A 20,812-nucleotide genomic window follows, 5' to 3' on the forward strand; every position below is an offset into this window, starting at 1 on the left:
TAAGTTATTAACTATCTAATTATCTCATAGCCGTTTAATTCTGCCAGTATTTTAGTTAATAATTTAATATTAAAATTATTCCATATCTTTAATAATTAACCAGCTACTTAACTGAATAGAATTCAATTAATACAATTCAACGGTTTCATTTCATCTTTATAAAATAAGATTAAAATTTCACTATAGTAATTCACAATATAGTCTATTCAGCGACTTAATTTAATAAAATCCGGTGAGCAGCTAATTAGTATTTAAGCTGCTCTTAGCTATGTTTTAATAAAAGTAAATTAATAACTAATGACTAGCTATCAATAAAATAAAGTTTTTCTAAGCCAATCTTTACTCAACATCTTTTGCTTGCTAATAAAAAACTTTTTTAATCTAAGCAAACACCTATGCGCTTAGCAACCTCTTCATAAGCTTCAATTAATCCCCCCAAACTCTGGCGAAAACGATCTTTATCTAATTTATCCTTGGTTTTTTTATCCCATAAGCGACTGCCATCTGGCGAAAATTCATCACCCAAAACAAATTGACCATTAAATAAACCAAACTCCAGTTTAAAATCGACCAAAATCAACTCCGCTTTATCAAAAAGCGCATTCAATACTTCGTTCGCTTTATAACTTAATCGTTTCATTTCGCTTAGATGCGCTCTACTAACCCAACCAAAAGTTTCACAGCAAGATTCATTAATCATGGGATCATGCTGCGCATCATTTTTCAAAAACAGATCAAAGATAGGTGGCTCAAGCAACGTTCCCTCTTCGATACCAAGCCGTTTAACTAAAGAACCAGCTGCTCGATTACGAATAACACATTCAACCGGGATCATGGTTAATTTTTTTACTAATGATTCAGTATCTGACAGTAATCGTTCCATTTGTGTTGGAATGCCGGCTTGCTCCAATTTTTGCATAATAAAATGATTAAATTTATTATTTATCATTCCTTTACGTTCAAAGTGTTCTATACGCTCACCATCTAGTGCCGATGTATCATTGCGGAATTCTAATACTAACAAATTAGGATCATCCGTAAAATATACGGTTTTCGCTTTTCCACGATACAACTCAGCTTTTTTCTGCATTTTATTTACTCCGAAATTTGATCATTTTAATAAAAAAACGCTTAAATATGGCATTAACGCAAGACGCAAACTTTTACTTTGTTAGGAAAAGGAGAATAACAGATTAGCGGTTATTTATGTTAATTAAATTACTTTACTGGAAACATTTTAATTAGCCTAAAAACTGACCGAGAAAAACAAAAAAACAGATGATCCATAGTGAATAAATCACTACCAACCATCCATCATTTATATAAGCAATGTTATAGATAATCGTAATAAACCCAGTTTAATTAACTAATTACTACTCACTTTACTAAACGCCGCTTTTAATGCCGCGACCATTTCATCATTTTGTTTTTGTGTTAAGGTTGTCCTTTTTACTGCCATAAATTGCAGACTACTGCGATTATTCATATCGCCAACTTGTAATTTATAATCCCCTTTTGTCATGGTTGGATGATCGACGCCAATCGCTTGCCAATCACTATCACTCATACCATTAAAAGTGAGGGTAATTGATCCGGTCGAACGACTACGGCCAACAACTTACATACCAATGCTTTCAAGCACAGAAGGTAATCTATCCCAAACAACATCATAAGGCGTACGTACAATGATTTGAGGTAAGCCACTGCTATCACTACCCGTTTACACATCAATAATGGCATAACGACCTTGGCCACCAGAACTGGTTGCGGTGCTACGTAGCTTATTTATTGAATCAATCAACTCATTTAATATTAAAATATTATAGCGCTGTATTTCTGCCTGATAGGTGATGCTCTCTTCACCCTGCTTTATACCTTCATTAGTTACCGTGATGACTATTTGATTATTTTTTGGGTTCAGCTGAATTTTCTGTCGGGTTTGTATCGCAATATCTTCATCTCCTAGCGGCCAGGTAATCCAATCTGTAATCAAGGAGTGATCGGGATCATTTTTTTGCCTAACTTTAATCATTTTTTGTTGCAAAATAGCGTTAATTTGCGACCAAATGGCGCTGTTTTCAGCTATATTAGTTAAAAATAAGCGACTCGCTGTTAGGCTATTTTCGGTATGGGTATCACTAAGTAACGAAAGTGTTTGAATAGGAGGACGAATATCTAATGCTTTACCTACAGCACCATTTTGATTAGCTGGCGGAATATCATATTCACCGTTTTGTAACGGTAACGATATATCTTGAGGGATCGTCAAATTTTTTAACGGAGGTGTATTTAAGTATGATCCGTCACCACTGACTTGACGCTTATAACGTTGATTGCTCGTGCAGGCTACCAAAAATATAGCGAGTGACAGCCCTGCAAGCTTAATAGCCTTTGATTTGTGCAATATTGTTGCCATTAAATTTCCCTAAATTTTTTGTAAATCAGCGATCTTTAGCGCCTTTTGTACCGCTATCTGACCAGTCAGTGTTAATGGTGTCATCGGTAAGCGCAGTGTATCAAAATTAATAAGTCCTAACTGATAGCAAGCCCATTTAACTGGAATCGGATTAGGCTCAATAAATAATTGATGATGCAATTCACTTAGTCGATAATTTAACTTATGCGCTTCGGCATACTTTTCTGATAATGCTAATTTGCCTATTTCAGCCATTAATTTGGGCGGCAATATTGGCTGTTACTGAAATTACCCCTTGCCCACCTAATTGCATAAATTCTAACGCAGTTGCATTATCACCGCTAAGCAAAATAAAATTTTTATCATTAATTAATCTGCGAAGGCGATTCACACGACTTAAATCACCACTAGCTTCCTTAAGGGCAACAATATTACCTAACTTTGCTAATCTGGCAACTGTCTCGGGCAATAAATCACATCCGGTGCGCGAAGGAACATTGTATAAGATTTGCGGTAAATCTGTCTGTTCAGCAATCGCTTTAAAATGCTGATAAAGTCCTTCTTGTGAAGGTTTGTTATAGTATGGTGTTACCGACAAACAGGCAACAACCCCCGTTTTTTCCAAAGATTTAGTTAATGCAATAGCTTGTTTGGTAGTATTTGCGCCACTGCCTGCAATAATCGGAATTCTTTCATCAGCATACTCTAATGTCCTCAATACCACATCCAAGTGCTCACTCTGATCAAGTGTTGCTGATTCTCCAGTAGTGCCAACAGATACAATCGCGGTGGTGCCATTTTTAACATGATAATCAATTAGTTTTTTCAGACTAGGTTTATCTATTTGCCCTTTTATAATATCCATTGGGGTAACAATCGCAGCAAGACTGCCACGCAAAAAATTCCGATATTTAATAGAATTATTAACCATAACCTTTTTCCTAAATGAGAACTAAAATTATGGTACTTTTTCAGTCTAAAGAAAAAAACCTTCTTATACACAAAATTTAATGAAATTTATTAATAACCACTCTGTTTTAAGAAAAATACATAATGATTATCATTCTATTTCCAGTTTATTTTTCTCGCTCAATTTATTATTTTATCAGCAAATAAATCTTTTAAAATTAAAAATTCAGCACAAATGTGCCCATTTCATTCCATTAAATATCATTTTATCACTACTCAGTATGTAAACTTATTATATTGATATATTTGATTTTTTATCTTGGCAGGAGCTTTTTTTTATAGTTACCATAAGATATTCAGAAATCATAAATTTATAAGGAAAACGACTTGCCACATAGTGAACAACAATCAATCATTATTATTGTACTTGTTGCAGATCATCCCGCTAAGATTAATATGGGTATCCAACTGGTCAGCAAATGTCAATGTAATATTGAAGATAGCTGTATGGCTATATTTGGCAAACAATTCTTCTTTATTATGATGTTATCAGATAGCAGGCAATCAATTTCTTTAATAGAAGCTATGTTGCTTAAGCGTGATACTGAATTAAAATTATTATCTATTATGCAAAAAACCACTTCTGGCGTTTATAAAGAATATTTTTCAATAATAATTGCCAATGTTATTGTTAATGTCGCCCCCGCTATAGTTGAACAATTTACTTGTTTATTTATCACTAATAACTTCAACCCTAGCCAAACTGGTTGCAAAAATACAACCAGCGACAAACAAATATGATCAACAACTTGAAATTGATATGAATGCCCAAAGTTTTATTGGTGATAATGAGTGAATTAACAAAAATAGATTTAAACAATTGTGCACAAAATTAAATGTCCAATGTACAATTAGCATTATCAGCAAACCGCAATAACATATAGAATTAAACGGAGAGAATCTAATGAGCCCATTGAAAGCCGGTGATAAGGCCCCCCAATTTAGCCTTTCTGACCAAGATGGCGAAATAATCAATTTATCTGATTATCTTGGTCAACGAATTTTGATTTATTTTTATCCTAAAGCAATGACTCCCGGCTGTACAATACAAGCTTGTGGATTACGTGACGAAATGGATAAATTAAAACAAATGGGGGTTGAAGTTTTTGGTATAAGTACTGATAAAACAGAAAAGTTATTACGTTTCACTGAAAAAGAGATGCTAAATTTTACATTACTATCGGATCACAAGCATGAGGTAGCGGAAAAATTCGGTGTATGGGGAGCAAAGCAATTTATGGGAAAAACGTTTGATGGCATTCATCGCATCAGTTTTCTGATTAATGCAAAAGGTGAGATTGAACATGTATTTGACAAATTTAAAACCAGTGATCATCACCAAATTGTACTGAATTATCTTAATACTTATCCGTGATTAAAATCAATTGTTAATTGCCCCTGCCTGTTTTGGTAGCAATTAACAATTAAAAAATTATTTTTCAGTTACGAGATTATCTTCCGGCCACACATGCATAACGGCTTTAATTAAAGTTGCCAATGGAATGGCAAAAAATACCCCCCAAAAACCCCAAAGCCCACCAAATACCACGACAGATAAAATAATAACTAACGGATGCAAATTAACCGCTTCAGAGAATAAAATGGGCACCAATAAATTGCCATCAAGCCCTTGAACAATTAAATAAGCGATGAGTAAAGTCCAAAAGTCAGGTCCAATACCCCATTGAAAAAGAGCAACTAAAACTACTGGGATGGTAACCACCACCGCTCCAATATAGGGGATCAAGACAGAAATACCGACTAGTACTGACAAAAATAGCGAGTAGCGCAAACCTAAAAAAACAAACGCGATATAAGTACAGATACCAACAATAACCATTTCAATAACTTTACCACGGATATAGTTAGTGATCTGTTGGTTCATTTCCTGCCAAACTTGTCCGACCAATAACCGATCACGGGGTAAAATACGTTGTAAACCACGGATTATTTTAATCTTATCTTTCAGTAGAAAAAATACCATTAGTGGTACTAAAACCAAATATATTGCTATGGTAATAATACCAATAAGCGATGCAACAGAATACTTAACCACAGATTCACCTAAAGTCGATAAGCGACCGCGTAAATTATCCGCTATCATATCAATAATACCGGCATCAACTAAAGCGGGATAACGTTCAGGCAATGCCTTGGCATATTCATTAAAGCTATTTAACATTGAAGGTAAATCAAATAATAAATTCATTCCTTGCTGCCAGACAATGGGCACAATAATTAAAAAAACCATGGCACTAATACCCATAAATATTGCCAGCACAATGGACGCTGCCATCAGCCGTGATAAGCCTAACTTACCCAGTTGTTGGGTTGGCCATTCAAGTAAATAAGCCAACACGATAGCAACTAATAAAGGAGCTAAAATATCATGAAAAAAGAATATGATACAAAAACCAATAATCAGGCTGATAAACAATGCAACGACCTGAGGATCTGAAAATCTTCGACGATACGATTGCAAAAACATCTCCAGCATATATTCACTCCTGAATGTGGTAAATTAGTCTTTTAATCCACGAAATTATACCAATTGACAGATTATCCAGTAAGGTTTGCTATCATAAAAAATATCATTTAACAATATAATCAATCGTAAGGGATACTTCCGGTTTATGAATACAAAATTTACTAAACTACTCATTACTCTTGTAATAACAATAATGTTAGCAGTTTCTATGAAGCCTGTTTATACCGCTATTGAAGATAATTTGCCCGATATTGGTACTAAAGCAGGTGGTACACTAACTATTGATCGAGAGATCATTATAGGTAATGCACTAACACGCCAATTACGTGCTAGCACACCACTTATTTACGATCCCTTGTTAAATCAATATATTAATCATCTTGGCATGCGCTTAGTAAAAAATGCCCACTCAGTAAAAAATCCATTCCATTTTTACCTGATAAATAATCCTAATATTAATGCTTACGCTTATTTTGGTGGTAACGTCGTTCTCCATTCTGCCATGTTTCGTTATAGCCAAAATGAAAGTCAGCTGGCCTCAGTGATCGCACATGAAATTTCTCATGTAACCCAAAGACACCTTGCCCGTATGCTAGAAGATCGTGAACAGAATGCACCATTAGCCTGGATAGGCGCCATTGGTTCAGCACTGTTAGTGATGGCTAATCCACAAGCGGGTATTGCGGCACTAACAGGAACATTAGCTGGTGTGCAACAAGGTATAATAAGCTTTACTCAATCTAACGAGCAAGAAGCTGACCGAATTGGTATACAGACTTTACGTAGTGCCGGATTCGATCCGCGCGCCATGTCTGATTTTATGCAAATTTCAGCCGATCAGAGCCGTTATATGTCAAAACCACCTGAGATGCTATTAACCCATCCATTACCAGATAGTCGTTTAGCGGATGCACTAAATCGTTCAAATCAATATCCGAAAGTGGATCTCCCACCGTCATTGGATTTTATGCTTGCTCGGGTACGCATTCTCGCCATGTATGCAGACGGGCAAAAAGCGATCCTTGAACAAATTTTATCTCAATATAGCCAAGGTGATACTAAAGAAAGAATGGCGGCTGATTATGGTCATGCGCTACAACTTAATGAAGATAAAAAATATCAGGCTGCTGGCAATATTGTACACTTACTTTTGGCTAAGCAATCTGCTAATCCCTGGTTTATTGATCTAATGACCGATATAGATATAGGGTTAAATCAACCACTAAAGGCTATTTCTCGTTTACAAAATGCGCTAACCAAAACACCAAATGACCCAATCCTACAAATTAATCTGGCAAATGCATATATCGCCAATAATCAGTATGATCAAGGCAGTCAATTATTGCGTAAATACACCTTCGATAACCCCAATGACTTAAATGGTTGGACTTTGTTGGCAGAAGTTTCAGCTAAGCAAGATAAGCGTAGTGAACAGTTAGCAGCTTATGCAGAAGGCATGGCTTTGCGTGGTAATTATGGTACTGCCATTCAATACCTTACCGATGCCAGTCGGCTAACAAAAACCGGTAGTTATGATCAAGCAAGATATGATGCCCGTATTGATACACTACGCCAGTTACAAACACGTGATAAACAATTACAAAAACGCTAAGGAAATTACCTTATCTCTCAACAAGTGACAATTTACCATAATCCTCGTTGTTCAAAAAGTCGACAAACCCTACAGCTATTATAAGATATGGGGGTTAAACCACGCATCATTGAATATCTTTAAACACCACCAAGTATCAATAGCTTGAAAACTTTACTTTCACAACTGGGTTTCACTGATCCGCGTCAATTAAATAAGAAGCAACGAAACAATTTATCAAACACTTAATTTATCTGACAGCTCGTTATCCAGATGATATATTACTGCAAGCAATGCATGATAACCCAATATTGATTGAGCGACCTATCGTTGTCGTTGATAACCATGCTCAGCTAGGACGGCCACCAGAACAAATAAAAAAGCTATTTAAATAACCCTATATCTTTAAGAGGTAAAATAAGTTTACCTCTTAAATTAAAGTTTAAGAATATCCTTAACAAAGGGAATAGTCAGTTTACGTTGAGCAACAATCGAAGCATGATCTAACTCATCTAACATAGTAAATAATGTGCGGGTTTTTCTATCCAAACGCTTTAATACAAAACGACTGACCTCTTCAGATAACTCGAAACCGCGTAATTTAGCGCGTAATTGCAGTGCCTGGATCTTATCTTCATCACTAAGTGGATGAAGTTTATAAATCTGTCCCCAATCAAGTCTGGATGCTAAATCAGGTAATGCTAAATAAATCAACCTAGGCGGCCTATCACCGGTTATCAATAAACAGCTTTTGCCGTTTTCCAAGATACGATTATATAAATTAAAAAGTGCTATTTCCCACTCTTCATCATCGGCAATACAATGAGCATTATCAATGCAAACCAGAGCTAAATGTTCCATACCGTCTAAAACATCAGGGACAAAATAGCTACGTTTATCCAGAGGAACATAACCAACCGCCTCGCCTCTTTGTGACAATTCACTACATGCAGCGTGTAATAAATGACTTTTTCCACTACCTTCTTGCTGAGACCAAAAATAAATATAGCTTCTATGGGATTGATTAATAGCAGATTTGATAGCCGCTAATAAAATACCATTTTTGCCAGTAATAAAACTGGCAAAGGTTTCATCATCAGGCATAGATAAAGGTAATGAAAGCTGCGACGGCGTATTCAGAAGCACCTCTTTCTGTATAGATAAGAAAACACATACAGCTTAACACAAAAGTTGTAATTAGATGAACTTAAACAATATCATCCGATGGAACTAATAATTTACCTACTATTTCAGTAAAAATTAGCTATTTTTTAATCGTCTCTACTGACTCAACCTTAGTAGTTATATAAGTTTTTTCCGGACGAATAATATTAATCAGACGAAAAACTAACGACATAATAATACTTATAATGGTAGCAAGCGCCATCGCCTTCAACTCAGCAGCACCAATATGGATAGTCGCACCACTTACCCCAATAATCAGAATAACGGAAGTCAATATTAGATTTTGTGGTTTATTATAATCTACCCGAGAATCAATTAACACTCGGATACCTGATGCCGCTATAATACCATAAAGCAATAAGGAAACGCCTCCCATCACCGGAACAGGAATAAGCTGAATTGCCGCCGCTAATTTACCAACACAGGAAAGCAAGATAGCTAAAATTGCCGCACCACCAATTACCCAGGTGCTATATACTTTAGTTATCGCCATTACACCGATGTTTTCACCATAGGTGGTATTCGGTGTTGAACCAAAAAATCCTGAAATGGTAGTTGATAAACCATTAGCAAACATTGAACGGTGTAAACCAGGATCTTTTAATAAATCGCGCCCAACAATATTCGCGGTCACAACCAAATGACCTACATGTTCCGCAATAACAACTAGTGCTGCAGGCAAAATAGTCAAAATAGCAAACCACTCAAATCGTGGAGAATAAAATGTTGGTAATGAAAACCATGGAGCGGTAATAACTGGAGTTAAATCCAATTTTCCCATTAAAAATGCAAGTAAATAGCCGACAATCACGCCAAGCAAAATAGGAATAATCGATAAGAAGCCACGAAAAACTACCGAACATAGAATGGTCACGATCAACGTCACCACTGAAATAATCAAACTACTTGAATCAACCGGAATATCCGCTTTAGGTAAAAGCCCTGCCATACCGGCCGCCGTTTGCGCTAATTCCAGACCAATAACCGCAACAATCGCGCCCATTGCCGCAGGGGGAAAAATAATATTGATCCAATTTCTACCTGCTATTTTTACAATCAGTGCGACTAAACAAAAAAGTAGCCCACAAATAATAAATCCGCCCAATGCTAACTCATAACCTAGCGGTAATAACAATAAAACTGGTGAAATAAAAGCAAAACTTGAGCCCAGATAAGCAGGAATACGCCGCCGACAAATGATCAAATAGAGTAGTGTACCAATACCATTAAACAATAGAACGGTTGCAGGATTGACGTGAAATAAAATAGGGACTAATACTGTCGCCCCAAACATAGCAAACAGATGCTGAAAACTTAATGGAATGGTTTCTCTTAACGGCGGCTTTTCTGCTACGCCAATTACACGGCGGGTCATGATCAATATCCTCCTGATAACTCATAATTAATATATTATTACTCATCAAAACTCATCAATAAAGCCCACCTTTTGATATTTTAATTTCATAACAGAAAATCATATGAAATATTAGCTAAACCATATTAACATAATGGTAATAAAACCCTTAAACTAACTTACCTATAAAAAATAATTATTCATAAAAAATTTTTCCGTCCTCACATTGCACTGAACTTTATTTTTTATCTATTGATAAAAAATAACTTAAACCAAGCATTAAAATTCAAGAGAAAATATCAATTAATAAAGTTATCTTTCTAAAGTTAGATTAAATGTAGAGGTGTAAAAAAATAAACAACATGTGATTTATAAAAGCATAAGGTAACTTTTATTTTAAATATTGATTTACAAAAATTCGCATTTAAAAATCAAAATGTAATATATATAAAACATATTAACAAACCTATAATTCTAATCAATAAAATTATTTAATTTGTGAAAAATTAATATATCATTATATTTGTCATTCCATTCTTGATTATACTAAAAAACATTCATTTTCATAATAAAAACAGTTTTTAAGTTATTTGTAAAAATTAAAATTATTTTTTTGCAAAATAATAAAATTAAATCAAGCAGTAATTTTATTAAATAAGAAGATAATTTCATTATAATAAAAAATAATTTTTTAAACTTTACTTTTATTATGAATAAGGCATTTTATTAATCGTGTTAGATAAATTTATAACTAAGTTAATTCGAGTAATATTTAAATTTTAAATAAGGAATATTATGAAAACGATAAACATGAACGCAGAATATGAAAAACTTGATAATTGGTTCAAAATGCTTAAAGCAATTCCAGTACCAACATTTTCAGGTTATAATGACTCAGAAATTATTGCTTCTGCCGTAGAAATTATTGGCGCACAACAAGATGCTGACTTTGCCGTATCTGATCGTCTTTACGAAATGAACAGTAGCTGTTCCCCAGCTAAAAATACCACAGCAGAATTAGTAAAATCACCCGCTAATGCACTAGCAATTATGAGTACCATGGCAATGACGAGTGCCGGATACAATGCGACGAAACCCAACCTAATCGGCAGTGTCAATGCTTACGCTACTTATACTAACCTGATGAGAGAAAATCCTCTTTTAATGATTTCTTCAGATAAATCCATTGACATCAATTATCAATATGAAAATTATAATAACTTAATTGATAAGGTTGTTAATGTATATGAGGAAATTTCCGGATTTGATAAAAATAAAATTAAAAAATCAGTAACTGATCTGACTAAAGCTGCACTATCCTACGCAGAACTGAAAAACACTGATACTACATTTACCCAAGGTGTCATTGATTCCAAGAGTAAAGAAGACTTAAATTTTTATATTAATACCTCTAATATCGAATTAGAAAAAAAGTGGTGGAAACGGTAAAAATATACCAGCGGATAAATTTAAATCACGTGTACGATTAAATAACCTGATTATGACTTTTCATACTTATTTGTTGGATATAGAAATGGCAGAAATGATTGTTGGTGAAACAAGAAACGACCTGAAATGCTAGTTATGTCGAGTAAAAACACCAAATAAAGGAGATAAAGATGATTGTGCAACCTGTTTAGATAAATCATAATTATTCATCATTAGGACTTAATAATAAGACAAAAATAATTATAGATAAAATATATTGACAATATTTATAATCAAAGGAATTAAATTATGTCAAAAAGCAAAATGAAATGCTGCATTTACTACTAAATAAAGCCTATAATAAAAAATCTCAGCTTATTAATAGTATTAAAAATCAAGATACTAGCCAGCAAACAAAGTTAGTAACCAGTGGCGCTTTGACCTTGGGGGACGATATCAAAAAAGCATTAGCAGTAGAATGCATATTAAAAGATATGTATCGAGATAAGGATGTTAATCTGACGACAAAATTACTTGACTATCCATAACATGAGGTAATTTGTTTATTAACCATAGCCAAAGACTATAGTGGTTTGGCGCCTGATGAACCTGATAATGAAGGCAATTAAAAAAATATTATAATATATTGCCGCTCTACAAGAAACAAACATGTTTGTCACTGATGAATATGCTAGCAGCAAAGTCAATTACGAAGCTAATAATTATCAACAATTACTTGAAAAAATAACAGATTATTATTCATATACTTCACAAGAAAAATATCAAAAAATTTACTCATCACTAAAAAAATTAATCGAAAACTCTTTAGCTAAAGTTAATAAAGATAATACTACAATTTTATTTACTCATACTATTTTAAGCTCAATAAAAAATATAGTTAAACTACAACTTTACTCCTCAAAAGTAACTTTTAGCTTTGATAAATAAATAGCAAAAAATAAACCTGATAAAGAATATAATTTTGAAATTTATTTATCAAGATTAACACTTCACTTTATGGATTTTCACTTATCACCTGATGATATAAAAAATCTTATTCAAGTTGAATTTATGTTACTTTCTGATTGGTTAAAACAAAACAATATTAAAGTAGAAAATAATAACTATTTACTGTGCTTTAATTAATACACTTTACTACTTAGTTTATATAATCAAAAAATACTAATAAATTCTCTTAAATCCTAATAAATTATACATGGTGTATTAAAATAAAATAACAACACAGTTAATATTGTTAATTTTAAAAAATATATCGTTATAATTTTATTTAATAAAATTATAACGATATATTTTAAATTAGTGAATGCAAAATTTTTTAAAAAATTAAATTGAATAAATTATAAAATCAATTATTTTAATTCAAGTTATCTTTATGATAAATAAAAATAAATTTAATAATATAGATAATTTTATTGATACGTCAAAATATAGTAGTGAAAATATTAGCCATTTATTAGGCTGTGCTGAAATATTTGGTCAAGGAAAAGAAAAAGCCATTCAAGATAATAATCAATGGAATGAAAATAACGATTTAGACACAAATACCAAGAAATTGGCTGCTTCACCCACAAATTTCGTTACTACAATTATAACCAATATCCGTGACGAATCAAAATAGGCGCCAACTAATTCATTAGATAATGCATCGCTTTATTTACGGAATTACCTAGAGTATCTTTATCAAATTAGAAACTGCAACTATATTTCAAATTTTAATAATAGTTCAAATAGTTTCAAAACTACCAACCCACAGCAATTAGCTGAACACATTATTGGCACGCATAAATTTATTGACAATAATGAACGCGCTAGCTTAATCCATGAATTAACAACTTATCTAACAGATTTTGTGAAATTTAATGAAGAGGATCATAATTTTATTCAATTTATTACTCCTATCATAAAAGCAGATAATCAAGCCAAATTGTTCTATTACAGTCTCTATTCTAATCCCGCTTCAGGCTATAGTTTTAATTATGTCGCTCAAGAGTTTGTTTTTGATCACAACAAACTAACGGTAGAAAATGCCAAAGTTGAATTAAATAAAACATATGCAGGACTAAAACGTTGGTTAGATAGCGTGAAAAAAACGCCAAAAAATTAACAGGCTAAATTTAAAATAATATTCAAACTTAATCAGATTGGTATTTCTATCCAATCTTATTAGCTCTCAATAACTATAATTGATAAAAAATAACATAAACAATAAATGTCACTTAGTACCAAATATCTTATCGCCCGCATCACCCAAACCAGGAACAATATAACCATGTCAAATGATCATCAATAGATGCAGTATACAGTTCAACATCGGGATGAACAGCTTCCAGTGCCTTAATACCTTCCGGTGCAGCAACTAGTACCAATATTTTGATAGCATGACAACCCTCTTTTTTAAGTAAATCAATCGTGGCAATCATTGAACCGCCTGTTGCCAACATCGGATCAACAACCAATGCCATGCGTTCATTAATATTTGAAGCCAGTTTTTGAAAATATGGAATAGGCTCCAGCGTCTTTTCATCACGATAAACACCCACAACACTTATACGGGCACTGGGAATATTTTCCAACACTCCATCCATCATTCCCAACCCAGCACGTAAAATTGGCACGACGGTGATTTTTTTTCCTTTAATTTGTTCAATGTTTACCTGACCACACCATCCTTCTATTGCTATTGTTTCTGTTTCTAAATTTGCTGTTGCTTCATAAGTTAACAGACTGCCGACTTCTGAGGCCAATTCACGAAAACGTTTAGTGCTAATATCTTTATCCCGCAATAAGCCCAATTTATGTTTAACTAACGGGTGTTTTACCTCAACGATTTTCACGCTACTCTCCTTCAGTACAAACCATCTACAAATAAAAAATTATCAAATTATAGCGCTTTTTGAGACCTGTTCTACTGATAGATTAAGGTTTTTCTTGCAGGGAATTCACTTTTGCTGGCTCTTGAGTTTTATTATGAAAACCAAAATAAGTACCTCGCAAACGTTTACTTAGGCTGGTAGAATTATTTTTGTTTCCATCTATTTTACTAAATACAATCGCCTTGGGAGCTTGCTGTGATAGATAAAATTTCTCTCAGCTATAAAGATGCTGGTGTCAATATCGATGCAGGTAATACACTGGTCGAACGTATTAAAGGTACTGTTAAAGAAACCCGCCGCCCGGAAGTAATGGGAGGATTAGGCGGATTTGGCGCACTGTGTGCCTTACCACAAAAATATCGTGAGCCAATCTTAGTTTCAGGCACAGATGGTGTCGGAACAAAACTGCGATTAGCAATGGACTTAAAACGCCATGATACAATTGGCATTGATTTAGTTGCTATGTGCGTTAATGATCTCATTGTTCAAGGTGCCGAGCCACTCTTTTTTCTCGATTATTACGCCACCGGTAAGCTAGAAGTCCATATAGCGACCAGCGTGATTAAAAGCATTGCAGCAGGCTGTAAACAGTCAGGTTGTGCCCTAGTCGGGGGTGAAACAGCAGAGATGCCTGGTATGTATCATGGTGAAGATTATGATATAGCAGGTTTTTGTGTTGGCGTGGTCGAAAAAACAAAAATTATTGATGGCAGCAAAGTTAAAGCTGGCGATGCCCTAATTGCGTTAGGAGCTAGTGGCCCGCACTCCAATGGTTATTCATTAATTAGAAAAATTTTACAGTTAAACCAAATAGATCCAGCCACAGTACAACTAGAAAATAAGTCACTGGCTGAGCATTTATTAGCCCCAACACGCATCTATGTTAAAAATATTCTAGCGTTAATTGAAAAACAGAATATTCATGCCATTGCCCATATAACCGGTGGTGGCTTTTGGGAAAATATTCCACGGGTTTTACCCGCCAATACCCAAGCGCATATCGATAGCGCTAGCTGGCAATGGCCGGCGATATTTAGTTGGTTACAACAAACCGGTAATGTATCAACCCATGAAATGTACCGCACCTTCAATTGTGGTGTTGGCATGTTAATCGTTTTACCCGCAGATGAAGTCTCTGATGCATTACAACTGCTCAATCAACTGGGCGAAAAAGCCTGGCAAATTGGTAAAATTGTCGAGATCAACGAGGATCAACAGCAGGTAACAATCAGCTAATGAAAAATTTTGTAGTATTAATTTCTGGCAATGGCAGTAATTTACAAGCCATTATTGATGCTTGCCAAAAACAAAGTATTGCCGCAAAAATTAGTGTGGTTTTCAGTGATAATCCAACTGCCTATAGTTTAGAACGGGCTAAGCAAGCCACGATCCCAACTGTCGTGATGCAAAAAACCGATTACGCGGATAACCATGCTTATGATGCTTCACTGATGACCGAAATAGCACGATATCAGCCAGATCTGATCGTGCTGGCAGGTTACATGCGCATTCTCACGCCACGTTTTGTCAGCCATTATTTAGGTAAAATAATTAATATTCACCCTTCCTTATTGCCTAAGTATCCCGGATTAGACACTCACCGTAAGGCACTGAAAAACGGAGATAAAGAGCACGGTACTTCGATTCACTTTGTCACTGAGAAATTGGATTCAGGTCCAATTATTTTACAGGCTAAAGTGCCTATCTTTGCCGGAGATCAACTGCAAGATATTATTGCGCGCGTTCAAACACAAGAGCATCGAATTTATCCATTAGTTATTAATTGGTTTGTTAAAGGCCGCTTAGTTATGGTTAATAACTCAGCATTTCTGGATGGCTGTAAACTACCTGAATACGGTTATGCTAATGAAGATTAGCGGTATCTTCCCCGATGTGATGCCAATGGCATCACAATTTTGTATACTAATGCTAACCCATATTGATACAAATTCTAATTGATAATTTTGTAGTAATAATCAACCAATACTTAACTAATTAGTTATCGAAAACTGAGTTTATTGCTAAAATATAATTGCTCTCATTTATCACTCAGCTTGATTCTGCTATTCTTTACTAACCAAATCGACTAAAAATACAGAACATCCATAGTAACTATTTTAATATGCTAAGTTTTACTCCCAATCGAGGTATCCAATGCCTACTGGCAAAAAAAACGAGTCAATTACACTACGACCTTTAGAACGTGAAGATCTCCCATTTGTCCATCAATTAGATAATAACGCCAGTGTTATGCGTTATTGGTTCGAAGAGCCTTATGAAGCTTTTGTTGAATTAAGTGATCTGTATGACAAACACATTCATGATCAGTTAGAGCGTCGGTTTATTATTGAAAATGAAGGCACTAAAATTGGATTAATTGAATTAGTAGAAATAAATTATATTCATCGTCGAGCTGAAATTGGCATTATTATCGATCCGGCCTTTCAAGGTAAAGGATATGCCGCCAAAGCCACCAATCTAGCGATGGATTATGCATTTTCAGTGTTAAATCTCTATAAAGTCTACTTGATTGTGGATAAAGAAAATACCAAAGCACTGCATATTTATAAAAAATTAGGCTTTCATATTGAAGGCGATTTGGTTGATGAGTTTTTTATTAATGGTAAATATCGTACCGTCATTCGGATGAGTATTTTTCAACATAAATACAGTGAAATGAGAAAAAAATTCCCACCAGAGGCCAATAAAACACCTGAAAAATCATCAGTAATCAGATAAGCTGTTAAGTATCAATATCCTGTATTACTAAATAACAATATTGGTTATGGAGTAAAGATGTCTCAAGATCGGCTCTATACTGAAAAAGAGATCAGTTGGTTATCATTCAACGAGCGCGTTTTGCAAGAAGCAGTAGATAAACGTAATCCGCTGATTGAACGCATGCGATTTTTAGGCATTTATTCCAATAACCTTGAAGAATTTTATAAAATCAGATTTGCTGATGTTAAGCGACGTATATTAATTAATGAAGAACGAGGAACCGCGTCCAGTTCACGCCAGCTATTAAAGCGAATTGAAAGCAAAGTTGCCAAACTCGATCAAGAATTTGACTCATTATATAACGAGTTATTACTTGAAATGGCACGTAACCAAATTTTCCTAATTAACGAACGGCAAATTTCGCCAAATCAACAAATTTGGTTACGACAATTTTTTCGCCAACAACTTCGTCAACATATTACGCCTATTCTGATCACGCCGGAAACTGATTTAGTTGAATTTTTAAAAGATGATTATACCTATTTAGCCGTTGAAATTATCAAGGGACAAAATATTCAATATGCCTTACTAGAAATTCCATCGGGCAAACAACCTCGATTTGTTCATTTACCGCCTGAAATGCCAAAACGCAGGAAATCAATGATCCTGCTAGATAATATTTTGCGTTATTGTCTAGACGAGATATTTAAAGGCTTTTTTGACTATGACCAATTAAACGCCTACGCGATGAAAATGACGCGCGATGCGGAATATGATTTAACTACTGAGATGGAATCCAGCATGCTAGAATTGATGTCATCCAGTTTAAAACAGCGTCTTAATGCCGAACCGGTTCGTTTTGTTTATCAACGTAATATGCCTGATGAAATGGTAGAACTGCTGAGAAAAAAACTCGGACTATCAAGTGATGATTCAGTCATTGCCGGTGGCCGTTATCATAACTTTAAAGATTTCATTAAATTTCCGAATGAAGGTAATAAAAATTTACTGAATAAACCAATGCCGCGTTTACGTCATCGTCGTTTTGATAACTTCCGTAATGGCTTTGATGCGATCAGAGAAAAAGATGTTCTCCTCTATTATCCCTATTACACTTTTGAGCATACGATAGAATTATTACGCCAAGCCTCTTTTGATCCCAACGTATTGACAATCAAAATCAATATTTATCGTGTAGCCAAGGATTCGCGCATTATTGAATCGATGATCCATGCCGCGCACAACGGTAAAAAAGTCACCGTGGTGGTTGAATTACAAGCGAGATTTGATGAAGAAGCCAATATTCATTGGGCTAAGCATCTTACCGAAGCCGGTGTACATGTCATTTTCTCTGCACCTGGCCTTAAGATCCACGCTAAACTTTTTATTATTTCTCGCCTCGAACAAGGTGAAATTATTCGTTATGCTCATATTGGCACCGGAAATTTTAACGAAAAAACCGCTCGCCTTTATACCGATTATTCCTTATTGACAGCAAATCAACAAATTACCAATGAAGTAAGACGGGTATTTAACTTTATTGAAAACCCTTACCGACCTGTCAATTTTGAAAATCTGATGGTTTCGCCGCAAAATTCACGCACTCGGCTGACGCAGCTAATCGATCGGGAAATTAGCAACGTTCAAGCGTGCAAAGCGGCCGCTATCTTGCTAAAGATTAATAACTTAGACGACAAAGAGTTAATTAATCGTCTTTATGATGCCTCCAATGCTGGCGTAAAAATTCGTCTGCTAATCCGTGGCATGTGTTCGCTGGTTCCCGGCCAAGCTAATTTTAGTGAAAATATTCAAGTTACTAGCATTGTCGACCGTTTTCTTGAGCATGATAGAGTTTATGTATTTAGTAATAATGGCAACGAAGAAGTCTTCATCTCATCAGCTGACTGGATGACCCGCAATATCGATTTTCGTATTGAAGTGGCTGTTAAATTGGTTGATCAACAATTGAAACAACGCGTGCTCGACATTCTTGAATTACAATTTAATGATACCGTTAAAGCGCGTTATATCGATAAAGAGTTAACCAATCGTTATGTACCACGCGGTAATAAACGCAAGATCCAGGCACAGCTTGCTGTCTACGATTATCTAAAATCAATAGAACATCCAGAAACAAGAGCTTAACACTATGCCATTAATAAAACCTTCAGCATCGAGGCCGATGGAAATTGCTGCTATAGATCTTGGCTCTAATAGCTTTCATATGATTGTTGCGCGAATTGTTAGTGGCGCCTTACAGATTTTAACCCGCATTAAAAAACGTGTTCATCTGGCTGACGGCCTAGATGAGCATAACAAATTAAGCGAAAAATCAATTCATCGTGCCTTGACCTGCTTAGCGCTTTTTGCTGAACGTTTACAAGGATTTACCGCTGATAATGTTTGCATAGTTGGGACTCATACCTTACGAGAAGCAGTTAACGTCAAAGAGTTTCTGCAACGAGCTAAAGCCATTATACCCTACCCAATTGAAATTATTTCAGGCCAGGAAGAGGCGCGACTGATTTTTATGGGGGTTGAACATACCCAGTCAGAAAAAGGCCGGAAATTGGTGATTGATGTTGGAGGTGGCTCAACAGAACTTATTATTGGTGAAGATTTTAAGCCTCTATTAATGGAAAGCCGTAAAATGGGCTGCATCAGCTATGCTCGCCAATTTTTTGCTAATAATCTAATTAATGAAACTAATTTTGCACGCGCCTATTTTGCTAGCCGGCAAAAACTGGAAAATCTTGCTTGCCAATATCAAATGCAAGGTTGGGACTATACCTTAGGTGCTTCAGGAACCATAAAAGCAATCCATGAAGTACTTTACCAGTTGGGTGATTCAGATGGCATCATCACCCATGAGCGCTTAGTCAAACTAAAAAAATTAGTACTAAAGTATAAAAATTTTAAGTCACTCGATCTACCCGGCTTATCGGCAGAGCGTGTTCACGTTTTTGTTCCGGGATTAGCCATTTTATGTGGTATATTTGATTCTTTGCAAATCAAGCAGTTAACGCTCTCTGACGGTGCTTTACGTGAAGGAGTTCTTTATGAAATGGAAGGACGTTTTCGTCATCAAGACATTCGCCAACGCACCGCATTAAGTTTAGCTGAACACTATAATATTGACCGAGAACAAACGCAGCGAGTATCAAAAACCATCGAGATCATTTATCAACAATGGGCAAAACAAAATCCCAAGTTGGTTAACCCTCAACTGAAAGTGCTACTTATCTGGGCCGCTATGCTGCATGAAGTGGGATTAAATATCAATCATAATGGCTTACATCGTCATTCTGCCTATATTTTATACAACACCAATCTGCCAGGATTTAACCAAGAGCAACAGTTATTACTGGCAACATTGGTCAAGTATCATAAAAAAAGTATCAAAGCTGATGAGTTTCCTAAGTTAAATCTATTTAAGAAAAAACAATATTTACCCATGATCCAACTATTACGGTTAGCTACACTGCTTAATAATCAACGTCAATCGACAACCACGCCAAATTCACTACGTTTAAAAACCGTTCAAAATCATTGGACACTCTATTTTCCTCCTCACTATTTACAGCAAAATGCGTTAATGATGATAGATTTAGAAAAAGAACAAAAATATTGGCAAGATGTTCCTAGCTGGAAACTAAAAATTAAAGAGGAATCTACTTGATATTTTGGTATGATTAAAAATAAAATCTAGCAACCATAAATCTAACTTAATTGCTTGTTTTCTATTCAATAACTTATCTATCCGGCA

Annotated in this window: 17 protein-coding genes and 4 pseudogenes; 14 read left to right on the forward strand and 7 right to left on the reverse strand. The window is 34.9% G+C overall.

The window, feature by feature from the left end:
- Window positions 1-376 precede the first annotated feature (376 nt).
- The 3 genes and pseudogenes from purC to dapA all read right to left on the reverse strand — a co-directional run bounded on the left by purC (window position 377) and on the right by dapA (window position 3,347).
- The gene (purC, locus tag ARADI_RS03735) at window positions 377-1,090 is read right to left on the reverse strand and encodes a phosphoribosylaminoimidazolesuccinocarboxamide synthase (RefSeq protein ID WP_119711157.1); all 714 of its coding nucleotides are present in this window, start codon (window positions 1,088-1,090) and stop codon (window positions 377-379) included.
- A 276-nt stretch (window positions 1,091-1,366) separates the two neighbouring features.
- A pseudogene (gene bamC, locus ARADI_RS03740) lies at window positions 1,367-2,416 on the reverse strand (outer membrane protein assembly factor BamC).
- A 9-nt stretch (window positions 2,417-2,425) separates the two neighbouring features.
- Window positions 2,426-3,347: pseudogene (gene dapA, locus ARADI_RS03745) on the reverse strand (4-hydroxy-tetrahydrodipicolinate synthase).
- Between the two features lie 365 nt (window positions 3,348-3,712).
- On the opposite strand from dapA, the gene ARADI_RS03750 reads away from it, so the two are divergent.
- Both ARADI_RS03750 and bcp read left to right on the forward strand, forming a co-directional pair.
- Window positions 3,713-4,126, forward strand: a complete 414-nt coding sequence (locus tag ARADI_RS03750; RefSeq protein WP_182853060.1) for an ACT domain-containing protein — start codon at window positions 3,713-3,715, stop codon at window positions 4,124-4,126.
- Window positions 4,127-4,289: 163 nt separating this feature from the next.
- Entirely contained in the window at window positions 4,290-4,760 is a 471-nt protein-coding gene (gene bcp / locus ARADI_RS03755) for a thioredoxin-dependent thiol peroxidase (protein ID WP_119711159.1), read from the forward strand.
- Window positions 4,761-4,817: 57 nt separating this feature from the next.
- Here the strand turns inward: bcp and ARADI_RS03760 are convergent, their stop codons facing one another.
- Window positions 4,818-5,882, reverse strand: coding sequence for an AI-2E family transporter (locus ARADI_RS03760; protein ID WP_119711160.1), 1,065 nt, complete (start codon window positions 5,880-5,882; stop codon window positions 4,818-4,820).
- Between the two features lie 136 nt (window positions 5,883-6,018).
- On the opposite strand from ARADI_RS03760, the gene bepA reads away from it, so the two are divergent.
- Together bepA and arsC are read left to right on the forward strand one after the other, a co-directional pair.
- Window positions 6,019-7,485 carry a beta-barrel assembly-enhancing protease gene (bepA, locus tag ARADI_RS03765; protein ID WP_119711161.1) on the forward strand — a complete coding sequence of 489 codons (1,467 nt, stop codon included), beginning with the start codon at window positions 6,019-6,021 and terminating at the stop codon, window positions 7,483-7,485.
- 12 nt (window positions 7,486-7,497) lie between these two features.
- Window positions 7,498-7,859: pseudogene (arsC, locus tag ARADI_RS03770) on the forward strand (arsenate reductase (glutaredoxin)).
- A gap of 40 nt (window positions 7,860-7,899) precedes the next feature.
- Here arsC and hda read toward each other — a convergent pair.
- Both hda and uraA read right to left on the reverse strand, forming a co-directional pair.
- A complete protein-coding gene (hda, locus tag ARADI_RS03775; RefSeq protein WP_119711162.1) occupies window positions 7,900-8,622 on the reverse strand; it encodes a DnaA inactivator Hda in 723 nt (240 codons plus the stop codon).
- A 106-nt stretch (window positions 8,623-8,728) separates the two neighbouring features.
- Window positions 8,729-10,024: a uracil permease gene (gene uraA, locus ARADI_RS03780; protein WP_119711163.1), complete on the reverse strand. Its 1,296-nt coding sequence runs from the start codon at window positions 10,022-10,024 to the stop codon at window positions 8,729-8,731.
- A 774-nt stretch (window positions 10,025-10,798) separates the two neighbouring features.
- Between uraA and ARADI_RS03785 the strand changes: the two genes are divergently transcribed.
- From ARADI_RS03785 to ARADI_RS03805, 5 genes are all read left to right on the forward strand, one after another.
- Window positions 10,799-11,452: a hypothetical protein gene (locus ARADI_RS03785; RefSeq protein WP_147392346.1), complete on the forward strand. Its 654-nt coding sequence runs from the start codon at window positions 10,799-10,801 to the stop codon at window positions 11,450-11,452.
- Between the two features lie 308 nt (window positions 11,453-11,760).
- Entirely contained in the window at window positions 11,761-11,979 is a 219-nt protein-coding gene (locus tag ARADI_RS03790; RefSeq protein ID WP_119711165.1) for a hypothetical protein, read from the forward strand.
- 121 nt (window positions 11,980-12,100) lie between these two features.
- Window positions 12,101-12,379, forward strand: a complete 279-nt coding sequence (locus tag ARADI_RS03795; RefSeq protein ID WP_119711166.1) for a hypothetical protein — start codon at window positions 12,101-12,103, stop codon at window positions 12,377-12,379.
- A 445-nt stretch (window positions 12,380-12,824) separates the two neighbouring features.
- Window positions 12,825-13,070 carry a hypothetical protein gene (locus tag ARADI_RS03800; protein ID WP_119711167.1) on the forward strand — a complete coding sequence of 82 codons (246 nt, stop codon included), beginning with the start codon at window positions 12,825-12,827 and terminating at the stop codon, window positions 13,068-13,070.
- Between the two features lie 231 nt (window positions 13,071-13,301).
- The gene (locus ARADI_RS03805; protein ID WP_119711168.1) at window positions 13,302-13,556 is read left to right on the forward strand and encodes a hypothetical protein; all 255 of its coding nucleotides are present in this window, start codon (window positions 13,302-13,304) and stop codon (window positions 13,554-13,556) included.
- A gap of 108 nt (window positions 13,557-13,664) precedes the next feature.
- On the opposite strand, the pseudogene upp reads toward ARADI_RS03805, so the two are convergent.
- Window positions 13,665-14,286: pseudogene (gene upp / locus ARADI_RS03810) on the reverse strand (uracil phosphoribosyltransferase).
- Window positions 14,287-14,520: 234 nt separating this feature from the next.
- On the opposite strand from upp, the gene purM reads away from it, so the two are divergent.
- The 5 genes from purM (at window position 14,521) to ppx (ending at window position 20,725) form a co-directional block, all read left to right on the forward strand.
- On the forward strand, window positions 14,521-15,561 hold the full coding sequence (gene purM, locus ARADI_RS03815) for a phosphoribosylformylglycinamidine cyclo-ligase (RefSeq protein ID WP_119711169.1): 1,041 nt from the start codon (window positions 14,521-14,523) through the stop codon (window positions 15,559-15,561).
- Window positions 15,561-16,202 (forward strand): phosphoribosylglycinamide formyltransferase, encoded by a 642-nt coding sequence (gene purN / locus ARADI_RS03820; protein ID WP_119711170.1) that lies wholly within the window; start codon window positions 15,561-15,563, stop codon window positions 16,200-16,202. Before purM ends, purN begins: the two co-directional genes overlap by 1 nt.
- A 277-nt stretch (window positions 16,203-16,479) precedes the next feature.
- Window positions 16,480-17,064 (forward strand): spermidine N1-acetyltransferase, encoded by a 585-nt coding sequence (gene speG, locus ARADI_RS03825; RefSeq protein WP_119711171.1) that lies wholly within the window; start codon window positions 16,480-16,482, stop codon window positions 17,062-17,064.
- A 57-nt stretch (window positions 17,065-17,121) separates the two neighbouring features.
- A complete protein-coding gene (ppk1, locus tag ARADI_RS03830; protein ID WP_119711172.1) occupies window positions 17,122-19,191 on the forward strand; it encodes a polyphosphate kinase 1 in 2,070 nt (689 codons plus the stop codon).
- A 4-nt stretch (window positions 19,192-19,195) separates the two neighbouring features.
- Window positions 19,196-20,725, forward strand: a complete 1,530-nt coding sequence (gene ppx / locus ARADI_RS03835; protein ID WP_119711173.1) for an exopolyphosphatase — start codon at window positions 19,196-19,198, stop codon at window positions 20,723-20,725.
- Window positions 20,726-20,812 lie beyond the last annotated feature (87 nt).

The organism is Arsenophonus endosymbiont of Aleurodicus floccissimus (assembly GCF_900343025.1).
Taxonomy (GTDB): Bacteria; Pseudomonadota; Gammaproteobacteria; order Enterobacterales; family Enterobacteriaceae; genus Arsenophonus.

Coding starts and splice junctions, on each gene's coding strand:
- ARADI_RS03785 (WP_147392346.1), top strand. CDS start 10,799: ATGAAAACGATAAACATGAACGCAGAATATGAAAAACTTGATAATTGG.
- purC (WP_119711157.1), bottom strand. CDS start 1,090: ATGCAGAAAAAAGCTGAGTTGTATCGTGGAAAAGCGAAAACCGTATAT.
- ARADI_RS03795 (WP_119711166.1), top strand. CDS start 12,101: ATGTTTGTCACTGATGAATATGCTAGCAGCAAAGTCAATTACGAAGCT.
- ARADI_RS03760 (WP_119711160.1), bottom strand. CDS start 5,882: ATGCTGGAGATGTTTTTGCAATCGTATCGTCGAAGATTTTCAGATCCT.
- bepA (WP_119711161.1), top strand. CDS start 6,019: ATGAATACAAAATTTACTAAACTACTCATTACTCTTGTAATAACAATA.
- ppx (WP_119711173.1), top strand. CDS start 19,196: ATGCCATTAATAAAACCTTCAGCATCGAGGCCGATGGAAATTGCTGCT.
- uraA (WP_119711163.1), bottom strand. CDS start 10,024: ATGACCCGCCGTGTAATTGGCGTAGCAGAAAAGCCGCCGTTAAGAGAA.
- bcp (WP_119711159.1), top strand. CDS start 4,290: ATGAGCCCATTGAAAGCCGGTGATAAGGCCCCCCAATTTAGCCTTTCT.
- ARADI_RS03790 (WP_119711165.1), top strand. CDS start 11,761: ATGCTGCATTTACTACTAAATAAAGCCTATAATAAAAAATCTCAGCTT.
- speG (WP_119711171.1), top strand. CDS start 16,480: ATGCCTACTGGCAAAAAAAACGAGTCAATTACACTACGACCTTTAGAA.
- ppk1 (WP_119711172.1), top strand. CDS start 17,122: ATGTCTCAAGATCGGCTCTATACTGAAAAAGAGATCAGTTGGTTATCA.
- purN (WP_119711170.1), top strand. CDS start 15,561: ATGAAAAATTTTGTAGTATTAATTTCTGGCAATGGCAGTAATTTACAA.
- ARADI_RS03800 (WP_119711167.1), top strand. CDS start 12,825: ATGATAAATAAAAATAAATTTAATAATATAGATAATTTTATTGATACG.